The organism is Bradyrhizobium sp. Ken51 (assembly GCF_055807435.1).
In genome coordinates, this window is sequence record NZ_JBVVPB010000014.1 from 149,843 (window position 1) to 163,207 (window position 13,365).

General features: G+C 64.9%; 11 protein-coding genes. 4 read left to right on the plus strand and 7 right to left on the minus strand.

The genetic code is table 11. The annotated features are described in order from the left end of the window. The first annotated feature begins 220 nt into the window (after positions 1-220). Positions 221-1,711, plus strand: coding sequence for a glycosyl hydrolase family 79 N-terminal domain-containing protein (locus AC0L27_RS23455; RefSeq protein ID WP_354205025.1), 1,491 nt, complete (start codon positions 221-223; stop codon positions 1,709-1,711). Between the two features lie 6 nt (positions 1,712-1,717). On the opposite strand, the gene AC0L27_RS23460 is transcribed toward AC0L27_RS23455, so the two are convergent. Then, a complete protein-coding gene (locus AC0L27_RS23460; protein WP_275169312.1) occupies positions 1,718-3,019 on the minus strand; it encodes an MFS transporter in 1,302 nt (433 codons plus the stop codon). Between the two features lie 348 nt (positions 3,020-3,367). On the opposite strand from AC0L27_RS23460, the gene AC0L27_RS23465 reads away from it, so the two are divergent. From AC0L27_RS23465 to AC0L27_RS23475, 3 genes are read left to right on the plus strand one after another with little or no spacing between them, the layout of a single operon-like run. Then, positions 3,368-4,582: an ABC transporter substrate-binding protein gene (locus tag AC0L27_RS23465; RefSeq protein ID WP_275169313.1), complete on the plus strand. Its 1,215-nt coding sequence runs from the start codon at positions 3,368-3,370 to the stop codon at positions 4,580-4,582. 7 nt (positions 4,583-4,589) lie between these two features. After that, positions 4,590-6,323, plus strand: coding sequence for an FAD-dependent oxidoreductase (locus AC0L27_RS23470; RefSeq protein ID WP_275169314.1), 1,734 nt, complete (start codon positions 4,590-4,592; stop codon positions 6,321-6,323). Between the two features lie 23 nt (positions 6,324-6,346). Beyond that, positions 6,347-7,141 (plus strand): IclR family transcriptional regulator, encoded by a 795-nt coding sequence (locus tag AC0L27_RS23475; protein WP_275169315.1) that lies wholly within the window; start codon positions 6,347-6,349, stop codon positions 7,139-7,141. 145 nt (positions 7,142-7,286) lie between these two features. Here AC0L27_RS23475 and AC0L27_RS23480 read toward each other — a convergent pair whose 3' ends face one another. The 6 genes from AC0L27_RS23480 to AC0L27_RS23505 all read right to left on the minus strand — a co-directional run bounded on the left by AC0L27_RS23480 (position 7,287) and on the right by AC0L27_RS23505 (position 13,264). After that, positions 7,287-8,069 (minus strand): SDR family NAD(P)-dependent oxidoreductase, encoded by a 783-nt coding sequence (locus tag AC0L27_RS23480; protein ID WP_354205022.1) that lies wholly within the window; start codon positions 8,067-8,069, stop codon positions 7,287-7,289. Positions 8,070-8,127: 58 nt separating this feature from the next. Continuing rightward, on the minus strand, positions 8,128-8,718 hold the full coding sequence (locus AC0L27_RS23485; RefSeq protein WP_275169317.1) for a thiamine pyrophosphate-dependent enzyme: 591 nt from the start codon (positions 8,716-8,718) through the stop codon (positions 8,128-8,130). Beyond that, positions 8,718-9,257: a thiamine pyrophosphate-binding protein gene (locus tag AC0L27_RS23490; RefSeq protein WP_275169318.1), complete on the minus strand. Its 540-nt coding sequence runs from the start codon at positions 9,255-9,257 to the stop codon at positions 8,718-8,720. Before AC0L27_RS23490 ends, AC0L27_RS23485 begins: the two co-directional genes overlap by 1 nt. A 323-nt stretch (positions 9,258-9,580) precedes the next feature. Beyond that, positions 9,581-10,324, minus strand: a complete 744-nt coding sequence (locus tag AC0L27_RS23495; protein ID WP_275169336.1) for an aspartate/glutamate racemase family protein — start codon at positions 10,322-10,324, stop codon at positions 9,581-9,583. A 9-nt stretch (positions 10,325-10,333) separates the two neighbouring features. Next, a complete protein-coding gene (locus AC0L27_RS23500) occupies positions 10,334-11,599 on the minus strand; it encodes an NAD(P)/FAD-dependent oxidoreductase (RefSeq protein ID WP_354205019.1) in 1,266 nt (421 codons plus the stop codon). Positions 11,600-11,602: 3 nt separating this feature from the next. Beyond that, positions 11,603-13,264, minus strand: a complete 1,662-nt coding sequence (locus AC0L27_RS23505; RefSeq protein WP_275169338.1) for a thiamine pyrophosphate-binding protein — start codon at positions 13,262-13,264, stop codon at positions 11,603-11,605. Between the last annotated feature and the right edge of the window lie 101 nt (positions 13,265-13,365).

Here is a 13,365-nt window from a genome sequence, read left to right on the forward strand (position 1 = left end):
CGCTCGCACCGATCGCCATTGACCGGCTGCGATATGATCGATTGCACAGGAGGCTATGGGCGGAACTTTGCGAAGTAAAATTGGAAGTAAAAATTCGCGCTATAAGGGAGGCTAATGGTTCGGACGGCTGCATTTGCTTTTGGCAGCACGCATAAGAAGGCGTCAGGACGTGCATACAAGACGGCGAATGCGGCGCGGCGGACTTTTTCACGCAGCACGTGTGACAAGGCTTGCGCTGCTCGCGGCCGGAACATCGTGCGCGGCGCACGCCGGCGCCGTGTCGATCGCACCTGCGGGGCTGCAAGCGATCGGCACCGTCGATCCCCGCTTCCAGTCCTACAACATCGAGATGGTGGAGCTGACCGGCGGGCGGTTCTGGAAGCCTTATCCGCAAACGATGCGCACGCGGGTTGACAAGGATCGCTACAGTTACAGACCTCCAATCGATCTCGGCAACACGCGTCTGCGCAAGCTCGCGGTGGCGTTGTCGCCGGCGTATCTGCGCGTGAGTGGCACCTGGGCCAATGCGACGTTCTTCGCCGACACCGCGAATGCGCCGGCTGCACCGCCCCCGGGATTCGACGCAGTGCTAAGCCGCGCGCAGTGGCGCGGCGTCGTCGACTTTGCGCGCGCGACTGGTGCGGAGATCGTCACCTCCTTTGCCATCAGCCCGGGCAGCCGCGATGCGGATGGCCTTTGGAGGCCGGATCAGGCGCAACGCCTAATCGACTATACGCGTTCGCTGAGCGGCCACATCGCCGCCGCCGAATTCATGAACGAGCCGACGCTCGCGGCGATGAGCGGAGCGCCGCGAGGATATGACGCGAAAGCCTATGTTCGCGATTTCGACGTCTTTCGCGACTGGATACGGCGCGCGGCGCCGGAAACACTGATCGTCGGCCCGGGCTCGGTCGGCGATTCCACGTCCTCTTCCGCGTCAAGTATTCGCACCCGCGATCTGCTTGCCAATTCCGGAGCCGACGTCGATCGCTTCTCGTACCATCACTACAACACGATCTCACCACGCTGCGGCGGCCGCGATGAGCCGGCACGCGCGTTGTCCGAAGAATGGCTCGCCCGAACCGATGCGACGCTGTCGATCTACCGTGGCCTGCGCGATGAATTCGCGCCGAGCAAACCGATCTGGCTGACGGAAACCGCCGATGCCGCTTGCGGCGGCAACCGCTGGGATAAGACTTTCCCCGATACGTTCCGCTATCTCGACCAGCTCGGAGGCCTGGCCAAGGCTGGCGTTCAAGTGGTGATGCACAACACGCTGGCCGCGAGCGATTACGGATTGCTGGACGAGAAGACGTTCCGCCCGAGACCCAATTATTGGGGCGCGCTGCTCTGGCATCGGTTGATGGGCACGACGGTGCTCGGCGCAGGCGCAGCGATGGCGCCCGGCCTCCATGTCTACGCGCACTGTCACCCGTCGATGCGCGGCGCCGTGACCGTGCTCGCGATCAATATCTCGCGCAGCGCAACGCGCACGATCATGTTACCGCTGTCCGCCAAACGCTACACTTTGCAGGCAGCAGGACTGAATGGTGCAACCGTGCAACTGAACGGCAAGACGCTCGCGCTGACCGACGAAGATGGGCTGCCGCACCTCGCCGCGCGCAAGACTGCGGCCAGCGCAGTGCGCCTCGCGCCTGAGACCATCACCTTCCTCGTCGTCCCGGGCGCTGCGAACCCGGCGTGCCGATGACCGCGTTCAGGATCTGAGCGAGTCCCGCGCCGTCTCCGGCGCCATCAGGGTTGCGACGATCGTGATGATCGAGAGCGCGATGATGTAGACCGACACCGCCCAATAGGAACCGGCCCACGCGAGCAACGCGGTTGCGATCAGCGGCGAGAAGCCGCCACTGAGCGCGGCGGCAACGTTGGCTCCCAGCGATGCGCCGCTGTAGCGCACCTGAGTGCGGAACAGCTCCGGCATGAAGGCAGCCTTCGGCCCGAACAGCAGCGCATGCGTCAGTGTCATCGTGACGACGAGCGCGAGCGTGATCAGGGCCGGCTCCCTGGTGTCGAGGAACCAGAACAACGGAAACGCCAACGCCACCGAGAACACGCCGCCGGCGAGATACAGCGCTTTGCGGCCGAAGATGTCGGACAGCCAGCCGGCGAGAGGCAGCGTCGCGAGCTCGACGAGTGCGGCATAGACCACCGCATTTAGGATCACCTGCCGCGGCAGGCCGAGCTGCGTCGTTGCATAGACCACGGTGAAGACAGTGAGGAGATAAGCGAGCCCGACTTCGGACACGGTGATACCGACCGCCAGCAGGAAGCTGCGCCAATCGCGGCGCAGGACTTCCAGCGCCGGCTGCGCCAGCACCTCCTTGCGCTCGAGCACCTCCTTGAAGTGCGGCGTCTCCGCGAGTTTCAGCCGCACGATGAACCCGACGCCGACGAGCAGGATGCTGATCAGAAACGGCACGCGCCAGCCCCAGCTCAGGAAGTCCGCTTCGGGCAGCTGCGTCATCAGACCAAAAATGCCGGTGGAGGCGGCGACGCCGACGGGGAAGCCGATCTGCACCAGGCTGCCGTAGAAGCCGCGGCGGTTGCCGGCGTGCTCGGCCACCATGACCACGGCGCCGCTCCACTCGCCACCGAGCCCGATGCCCTGGACGAAGCGCAAAATGACGAGGAAGATCGGCGCCCAGACGCCGATCTGGCTGTAGGTCGGCAGGCAGCCGATCAGGAACGTGCCCAGTCCCATCGCCATCATGGTCGCGACCAGCATCTTCTTGCGGCCGAGCCGGTCGCCATAATGCCCGATGATCGCGCCGCCGATCGGCCGCGCGACGAAGCCGACCGCATAGGTCGAGAACGCCGCCAGCGTGCCGACGAAGGGATCGAAGCTCGGGAAGAACAGCTTGTTCAGCACCAGCGCCGCCGCCGTGCCGTAGATCAGGAAGTCGTACCACTCGATCGCGGTGCCGAGCGCACTCGCCCACACCACATGCGCCGTCGTCGATTTCTCCCTCGCCGTGGAGATCCCCGATGCTGCCGTCATTACCATCCGCCCCAAAATTCCAGGTGGCATCATGGCTAAACGTTGTGGCGGTTGCAACTTGTGGGAGTGTCAGGTCTCCCCAAATCACGATGCGAGATTTTCGCGCCACTGCCTCCTCACCGTCGTCCCGGCGAAGGCCGGGACCCATAACCACAGGGAGGAGCTTGGCGAGGACCGGTGCTCCGGTACTGCGACCGCCCGGCAGCGATAGATCACGCGGTATGGGTCCCGGCCTTCGCCGGGACGACGTAGTCCGTATTCGCCATTGACAAACTTATTCGCCATTATCTAATTTATCTGCCAGAACAACCAGCCGCGCCAAGCGGCCCAAAAAGAGAGGGAACGACGATGAGAGGGCTTTTGGCCTGCGCCATGCTCGCGGCCATGACTTCGGTTGCCATGACCACCGTTGCGAACGCGCAAATCTCCGACGACGCGGTGCGGATCGGCGTGCTGACGGATCTGTCGAGCTGGGGCCGCGACAACAGTGGGCCGGGCTCCGTGGAGGCCGCGAAAATGGCGGTGGAGGAGTTCGGGCCCACCGTGCTCGGCAAGCCGATCGAGATCATCAGCGCCGACCACCAGATGAAGACCGACGTCGGCGTACAGATCGTGCGCGGCTGGTTCGACAACGGCAAGGTCGATACCGTCGTCGACATCCCAAATTCCGGCATCGCGATCGCCGTGCACAACATGGTGCGCGAGCGCAACAAGGTTGCGCTGCTCTCCGGCCCCGGCGCGAGTTCGCTGACCGACGAGCTTTGCAGCCCCAACACCGTGCATTTCACCTACGATACCTACGCGCTGTCAAAGGTGACGGCCTCCGCCGTGATCAAGGAAGGCGGAAAATCCTGGTACTTCATCACCGCCGACTACGCCTTCGGCCAGCAGCTCGAGAAGGACGCCACGCGCTTCATCAACGAGATGGGCGGCAAGGTTTTGGGTGGCGTGAAGCACCCGACCAATACGGCCGATTTCTCCTCCTTTGCACTCCAGGCGCAAAGCTCGAAATCGGACGTCGTCGCCTTCGCCAATGCCGGCCAGGACACCGACAATGCGATCAAGCAGTCGGGCGAGTTCGGCCTGGTCCAAGGCGGACAGAAACTGGTCGGCCTCTTGATGTTCGACACCGACGTGCATGCGATCGGCCTCAAATCCGCGCAGGGCACCTACATGACCACCGCGTCGTATTGGAACATGGACGAGGCGACCCGCGCATGGTCACGGAAATTCTACGAGCGCACCAAGGTGATGCCGACCATGATCCAGACCGGCGTTTACGGCTCGGTGCTGCATTATCTCAAGGCCATCAAGGCCGCCGGCACCGATGATCCCGCCAAGGCGATGGCCAAGATGCGCGAGCTGCCGATCGAGGATACATTCGTCCATGGCGGACGCTTGCGCGAGGATGGCCGCGTCATTCGCGACATGTATCTCGCCAAGGTGAAAACACCCGAGCAGTCCAAAGAACCCTGGGATTATCTGGAGATCATCAAGACGGTGAAGGGAGAGGACGCCTTCCGCCCGGTCTCCGAGTCCAAATGTCCGCTGCTGAAGAAGTGAGGCCCGCATGACCGGCAACGAGCGCAACGCAGGCGAAACCTATGAGTGCGATGTGCTCGTGGCCGGATCGGGCTGCTCCGGCATGTCGGCCGCTATCACCGCACGCTATCGCGGCCTCGACGTCCTGATCGTCGACAAGGAGCCGCGATTCGGCGGCACGACCGCGCGGTCCGGCGGCTGGTTGTGGATTCCCGGCACGTCGCTGGCAAAGGCTTACGGCATCGAGGACACGCCGGAGCAGGCGCGGACTTACCTGCGGCACGAAGCCGGCAACAACTTTGACGCCGCGCGGGTCGATGCGTTCCTGAGCGCCGGGCCCGAGGCGGTCGATTTTTTCACCAGCAAGACGGCGCTCCGTTTCGACATGCCGCTGGTGTTCCCGGACTACCACGCCGAGGCGCCCGGCGGCACCCAGGGCGGTCGTTCGATGGTGGCACGCCCGTTCGACGGCCGCGAGCTCGGCGGCCAGATCAAGACCCTCGGCATGCCCCTGCCCGAGCTGACCGTATTCGGCATGATGCTCGGATCCGGCAAGGACATCGTCCATTTCATGCGCGCGACGAAGTCGCTGACCTCAGCGGTCTATGTCGCAAAGCGCCTGTCGCGGCATCTGATGGACGTGCTGCGCTACGGCCGCGGCATGACGCTGACCAACGGCAATGCGCTCGCCGGGCGCCTCGCGAAATCCGCGCAGGACATGAAGATTCCGATGTGGCTGTCCGCGCCGGTACGCGAGCTGACGGTCGAGAACGGCACTGTCACCGGCGCCATTGTCGCCCGCGAGGGACGCGACGTCCGCATTCGTGCAAGACAAGGCGTCGTGCTCGCCTGCGGCGGTTTCCCGCATGATGTCGAACGGCGCAAGAAGATGTTCCCACACGCGCCGACCGGCAACGAGCACTTTTCGCCGGGACCGACCGGCAACACCGGCGACGGCCTCCGGCTTGCCGAGAACGCCGGCGGACACATCGAGGACCGCCTGCCGAACGCGGCAGCCTGGGTCCCGGTCTCGGTCACCAAGCGCAAGGACGGCTCAAACGGCGTGATGCCGCATTTCATCGACCGCGCCAAACCCGGCGTGATCGCGGTGATGCGTGACGGCAAGCGCTTTGCCAACGAGGGCAATTCCTATCACGACTTCGTCCAGGCCATGGTCAAGGCGGCGAAGCCCGGCGAGGAGATCGCGGCCTACCTGGTCTGCGATCACCAGACCCTGCGCAAATACGGCCTCGGCTGCGTACCGCCATTCCCGATGCCGCTGGGTCATCACCTCAAGACCGGCTATCTCATGCGCGGCGAGACGCTGGAGGCGCTCGCGGCAAAGGCGGGCATCGACAGCACGGCGTTCGTCGGGACCGTCAAGCAGTTCAATGCGACCGCACCACAGGGACATGATGCGGCCTTCGGCAAGGGCTCGAAGGCCTATAACCGCTACCAGGGCGATGCGCTGCACGGCCCGAACCCCTGCGTCGCCCCAATCGAGAACGGCCCGTTCTACGCTATCAAGATGGTAGTCGGCGATCTCGGCACCTATGCCGGCATCGTCACCGACGAGAATGCGCGGGCGCTCGATGCTGAAGGACGGGTGATTCCCGGGCTGTATGCCGCCGGCAACGACATGGCGAGCATCATGGGTGGCAATTATCCCGGCGCCGGCATCACGCTTGGGCCGGCGCTGACCTTCGGCTACATTGCCGGCCGTCATCTCGCCGACAGCGCCGCCAAGCGCAACGCGGCGTAAGCGAGCCGCACGCCAGGAGGCGCATGAAAAGAGAAAGCCGCGGCATCCAGTCGATCGAGGTCGGCGGAGAATTGCTCCGCGCGCTTGCGAGATGCGGCGAGCCGATGATGCTGCGCGATCTCGCGCGCGAGGCCGGCATGACGCCGGCCAAGGCGCATCCCTATCTCGCCAGCTTCTCCCGCATCGGCCTGATCGAGCAGGACGAGACCACCGGCCGTTACGAGATCGGCGCGCTGGCGCTGGAGCTCGGCCTGATCAGCCTGCGCCGCCTGTCCGGCGTACGCATCGCAGGACCGAAGATAGCGGCGCTCGCAAGTCAGATCGGGCATGCGGTCTCGCTCGCGGTCTGGGGGACGCACGGCCCGACCGTGGTGCAGCTGGAAGAACCCGGCCAGCCGGTGCATATCGTGATGCGGGCCGGTTCGGTGATGGCGCTGCTGGAGACAGCCACGGGCCGGGCTTTTGCCGCCTTCCTGCCGGAGAAAACCATCAACGCCGCACTCGAAAGCGGCCTCGATCGTCACGGCGTCGGCTACAATCCGAAACGCACCGTGAAAGGCGCGAAGCTCGCCGACATGCTCACCGAGGTCCGCAAGCACGGCCTCGCCCGCGCGCTCGGCGACCCCCTGCCCGGCGTCAACGCATTCTCAGCGCCCGTGTTCGACCATTCCGGCCATGTCGCGCTGGTGATCACCGCGATGGGGCCGGAAGGCACGTTCGATGCCCGCTGGGACAGCCCCATCGCCCACGCGCTAAGCGACTGCGCCGGCGGGATCTCGAAGCGGCTGGGTCACGGGATAACGGCTGCGGCGGAGTGAGGGGCTCGCTGCCTCATCCGACCTCCGCTGTCATGCCACGCGAAGGCGGGGCATCCAGTACGCCGCGGCACCTCGGTTCACCGCGGGCGTCTTGGCGTACTGGATCGCCCGGTCAAGCCGGGCGATGACAGAGAATGGGTCCGCCCTACTTGTCCCTCACCGGCACCGTGTAATTCAGGATCAACCGCCCACCATCCGGATAGATCGTCTGTCCCGTGATATACGACGCATCGTCGCTTGCCAGGAACGCCACGACGGAGGCCACCTCGCCCGGCTCGCCGCCGCGGCCGGCCGGCGTGCGTGACATTACGGTTTTGCGGGCATCCTCCGAGGTGTAGATGGACGATGCCACCATGTCGGTCAAAATCGTGCCCGGCCCGACAGCGACGACGCGAATATTGTGCGGAGCCAGCGCGACGGCGGCCACTGATGTGAGCTGCTTCATGCCGCCCTTGGACATGGCGTAGGTGGCAAGCGCCGGGATCGCCAGCAGCGCGTTCACCGAAGACATGTTGATGATGACTCCGCCGCCGCTACCTTGCGCAATCATCTGCTTCGCCGCCGCCTGCACGCCGAAGAACGCGCCCTTCAGATTGATGCCGATGATCTCGTCAAATTCTTCTTCGGAAATCTCCAGGAGGTCCCGGTTGCGGGCGACGCCGGCATTGTTGACCATGATGTCGAGCCGGCCGAACTCCTTTGCGGCAGTTGCGACCAGCTGGTCGACATCGGCGCGCTTTGCGACATTGCCGACGACAGTGCGCAAGGCCTCCGGCCGTCCGAGCTCGGCAGCCGTCGCGGCCAAGCCATCGGCATCGACGTCCGAGATGACGACTTTGACGCCGTCGTCCAGGAATCGTTTCGCGCAAGCCTTGCCGATACCGCGCGCCGCGCCGGTGATGGCGGCGACCTTGCCGGATTGTTTCATGGTCTCACTCCAGAGTATCTGCTTCGACAGCAGACTGTCGCCGGGCGAGAAACCCGGCTCAGGCCGCCGCGAAGCCGAGATGAGCACGGAACCGGTTCTTGATAAAGACAGCATCGCGCGAGGGCAGCGAGCGCGGCGGATTTTCGGCCAGTACCTTGATGACAAAAAGCCGCGGGCCATCGGCCGTCTCGTCGAGCTGCGTCGCCAGACGTGCCACCTCCTCGAGCGTCCGCACGGTTCCGGTCGCGGCAAAGCCGCAGGCCACAGCAATCGCGGTGAGATCGACGCCGCGCCCGGTGTGGCTGGCCTGCATCCCGGTCTCGCCAAAATGCTGATTGTCGATCACGACGATGTCGAGATTGCGCGGGCGTGCGACGCCGATGGTCGCCATGCCGCCGAGGCCCATCAATTGCTCGCCATCCCCGGTCAAGGCGAGGACGCGCTTTCCCGGCTGGGCCTGCGCGAGGCCAAGCCCGATCAGCGCGGCGCCGCCCATGGCGCCCCAGAGATAGAAATTGCCGTCGTGGTCGCCGACCGAATGAAGGTCATAGGTCGGCGAGCCGAGGCCGGAGACGACCAGCGTGTCCTTGCGATTCTTCAGGAGCGCGGCGACCGCGGCGCGGCGATCGAGTTGAGCTTGCATTGGCATCACCACTTCTTCTTGCCGATCAGGCGCTGCCCGATCAAAACGGCAATCTGCTGATCGGATTCGTAGGCAAGCGGCGCGGCCGATTCGACCGTCTCGATCAGATCCTCTCCTGTCTCCGCGCGCATCACCTTCAGGCCGATCGCCTCCAGCGAGGGCTGGGTAGCCCGGCTCATCGGCACCTGCCAGGGATTGAACTCGGCCCATTCGCCGCGCATCGTCACCAGCATCAGCAGTGGAAATCGTCCGATTGCCGACAGCGACAGCATGTTGATGCAATTGCCGACCCCGCTCGACTGCATCAAGAGCACGCTGCGCTGTCCACCGAGCCAGGCGCCTGCGGCGATGGCAACGCCCTCCTCTTCCGTCGTCAGCACGTTGGTGGTGACGTCGCGGTCGGCCGAGAACAGGCTGATGAGCTGGCTGTGGCCGGCATCGGGGACGTAGGACATCTGCCGCACGTCGGCGGCTTTCAGGATGCGGTAGAGCTCGGACGGCCAATCGTCTGCGCGCGTGTCGGGATTGGATTGAAGGCTGTGCACCGCTTGTCTCCGTGATTTCGAGCGGCACTCTAGCGATGTTCAGGCCCGAAAGCTCTTACCGTCTGGCGCGATCAGGTATCGAGGGATTGTATAGCTGCCTCTTCCACTGCCGGTGGGACAGCGCACGATGCGCATGGCTGCGCCCTCTCCCTTGCGGGAGAGGGCATCACCGCTGATAGATACAAACTCATTTGGGTGAGGGGTATCTCTCCGTGCACTCATCCGCATCTATATGCGCGGAGAGATACCCCTCATCCGGCGCTTCGCGCCACCTTCTCCCGCAAGGGGAGAAGGAAGAGGAGCCATCGGCAGCTTCTCGAGCTCTAGCCAAACCGACGCGGCCGCAGTCCGGCATGAAACCAGGTGATCATGGAATAGATGTCATAGACGGGCAGTCCAACTTCGGCCTGCAAAGCTGCCGCATAGGGCGGCATGTTGGTGCATTCCAGCACGATCGCGCCGACATCCGGGTTCCTGGCGACCAGCTCCTTGCCGGCCTCGACCACGTCACGTTCGGCTTGCGCGATGTCCATGTCGTCCTTCTCGGCCTTGATCAGGACGCGGAAGAATTCCTTGCCGCGCTCGGTGCCGACCAGCGGCGTATCGAGCGGCACGCCGGCACCTGCGAGATGGGCCGGCGTCAAGGTCGAACCGGATACCGTGACGAGGCCGACGCGCTTGCCCGGCGGCAAGGTCGCCTGCACCCACGGCACCTGCATCAGTGACGAGGTCGCGACGGGAACGCCGACCGCGGCTGCGATCTCTTTCTGGAACAGCGAGAGGAAGCCGCAATTGGTGGTGATGGCTTCGGCCCCGAGCCGCACCAGATCCTTTGCCGCATCGATGAAATCCGGGAGCAGACCGGCGGCGCCCTTCAACACCACCTTCTCCGGCGAGGCACCGCTCACCACGCGGTAGAGCACGGGAAATGGCCAGGTGGTGCCGTTGCCCATGTCGCCGGGAATGCGGGGAAAGCGCGCCTCCAGCATCAGGATGCCGAGCGGCGCTCCATAGATGGCCTTGCCGCCGCGGGCGATTCGGGAGGACGAGTTGGCTGGAGCGGTCATGATGCGGTCTCAGAGAAAACGATCGGGCGAAAACGGCGCGAGCGGAATTTCCGGCGACTTGCCGCTCAGAAGCTGGGCGACGAGACGACCAGTGCGCGCCGAGCCGACCAGGCCGATATGGCCGTGGCCGAAGGCATAGACGATGTCGCGCGAGGCCCGCGCGTAACCGATGCAGGGACGTCCGTCCGGCATGCTCGGCCGATGGCCGAACCAGGTCTTGATACGCGAAGCCGGAATGTCCGTCGGCAGTTTTGGGAACATGCTGAAGAGGTTGTTGCGCAAAATCTCGGCGCGCTTCCAGTTCGGCTCGGCCTCGAGGCCTGCGATCTCGACCGTGCCAGCGGCGCGCAAACCCTTGTCGGTCCAATTCACCACCATCTTCGCATCCGAGGCCATCATCGAGCTGCGCGGGCCCGTTTCCGGATTCTCGATCATGACGTGATAGCCGCGCTCGGTCTCCAGCGGCAGCGGATCGCCGACGGACGCCGTGAGCCGCTTTGAATGCGCACCGGCGGCAATCACCGCGGCATCGCACGCAATCTCGCCGGTCTCCGTGACGACGGCGACTAACTTGCCGTCGTTGAGTCTGAGGCCTGTCGCCTTGTTCCGCACAAGCTTGGCGCCGCTTGCCAGCGCATGTTGCGCGAGGGCCGCGACATAGGCTCCGGGGTCGCGGCAGCGCCCGGCCTCTTCCACCACCACGCCGAAAGTGTAGCGCGGATGCAAATCGGGCTCGCGCTGACGCATCTCGTCGGCCGAAAGCTCCAGCCATTCGACACCAACGCGTTTGCGCACGCGCCAGCCGAGATCATTGTCGAAATTGCCGCGCGACGGGAAGACATGCATCACGCCGTTACGCTCGATCAATTCAGGAACGCCCGCCTCCTCCGCGAGCTTCTTGTGCAGCAGTGGCGCGTCCTTCAGAAGGTCGCGTAGCGCAAATGCCGTCGTCTCGACCCGCGCCTCGGTCCAGCCCGAGAGCAGATATTTGATCAACCAGGGCAGCACCTTCGGCAGATAAGACCAGCGGATCGCGAGCGGTCCAAGCGGATCCATCAGATAGAAGGGCACCTTCTTCCAGACGCCGGGCTCGGCCGGCGGGATCACCGAATGCGAGGAGAGCCAGCCGGCATTACCGTAGCTCGCCGCCTGTTCGCCACCGGGCTCGCCCGGATCGATTAGCGTGACGCGATGGCCCTCGCGTAGCGCTTCGATGGCGCTGATCACGCCGACCGCGCCAGCACCGATGATGGCGACGTGGCGGCCCTCCGACATCGCTTAGGCCTTCACCGCAGGGGCAAAGTCCTTGCCGACCGACATCGCCCGCGGATCGATGATGCAGTGGAGGATCGACGGCTTGCCCGAGGCGAGCGCACGCTCGAACGCCGGCGCGAACTCTTCCGTGCGCTCGACGCGCTCGCCGTGGCCGCCGAACGCTTTCGCGTACATCGCGAAATCCGGGTTCTTGAGCTGGGTGCCGACCACGCGACCGGGATAGTCGCGCTCCTGGTGCATGCGAATGGTACCGTATTGCGCATTGTCGACGACGATAACGACGAGGGCTGCATCGTACTGCACGGCGGTCGCGAATTCCTGCCCGTTCATCAGGAAGCAGCCGTCGCCGGCGAACGCGATAACGGTGCGATCCGGATATTGCCGTTTCGCGAGCACCGCCGCCGGCACGCCATAGCCCATCGAGCCCGAGGTCGGCGCGAGCTGCGAGGCAAAGCTGTGGAAGCGATGATGGCGATGAATCCAGCCGGCGTAGTTGCCGGCACCGTTGCAGACGATGGCGTCCTTGGGCAGGCGATCGCGCAGCCAGGTCATGACTTGGCCATACTGGAACGTGCCCGGCAGCTCGCGCGCCTTGTCGGTCCAGGCGAGATAATCGGAATGCGCCTTGGCGGCCTCGCCCTTCCAGGCGACTGCGCCGGCGGACTTCAGCGTCTCGACCGCGGCCGCGAACGCGGCGGGCGTGGCTTGTATCGCGAGTGCCGGCTGATAGACGCGGCCGAGCTCTTCCGAACCCGGATGCACGTGGATCAGCTTCTGCTGCGGAGTCGGAATATCGAATAGCGTGTAGGACGAGGACGGCATCTCCGACATACGGCCGCCGATCAACAGAATGACGTCGGCGCCGTCGATGCGCGCCTTCAGGCCCGGGCTCGGGCCGATGCCGAGATCGCCGGCATAGTGCGAGTGATCGGCGTCGATCAGCGACGCGCGGCGGAACGAGGTCGCGACCGGCAGGTCGAACCGCTCGGCAAAGCGCGCGATGCTCCTGGTCGCCTCATCGGTCCAGCGCGAGCCGCCGAGAATGACGAGCGGCGCCTTGGCGCTGGCAAGCATGGCGCCAACGCGCTCGATATCGGCAGGCGCCGGCCAGCTCACCGCCGGCTCGATCCGCATGGCGTCCGCAACGGCAGCAGTCTCGGTCAGCATGTTCTCGGGCAACGAGATCACGACGGGACCGGGACGGCCCTGCATGGCGACGCGGAAGGCGCGCGCGACCAGTTCCGGAATCCGGTCGGGACGATCAATCTCGACCGCCCATTTCGCCATGGTGCCGAACACCGCCTTGTAGTCGAGCTCCTGGAACGCCTCGCGCTCGCGCATGCCGGTGTCGACCTGACCGACGAACAGGATCATCGGCGTGGAATCCTGCATCGCGATGTGGACGCCATGGCTGGCATTGGTGGCGCCGGGGCCGCGGGTGACGAAGCAGATTCCGGGGCGGCCGGTGAGCTTGCCATACGCCTCCGCCATCATTGCGGCCCCCCCTTCGGCGCGGCAGATCATGACGTCGATCGGGCTGTCGTGCAGCGCGTCGAGCGCCGCAAGGTAGCTCTCGCCCGGCACGCAGGTGACACGCTCGACGCCTTGCGCGACGAGCTGATCGATCAGGATCTGGCCCCCGGTGCGGGTGTTGCGAATGGTCATGACGGCTCCCTCAAGGCTTTGGCGATGCGTTTCGCAGCTTCGCGAAAAATTTTGTTCCGGGCTGGCGTAGGACAGCCGGAAACAAGGTGCAAGGCCGAAAC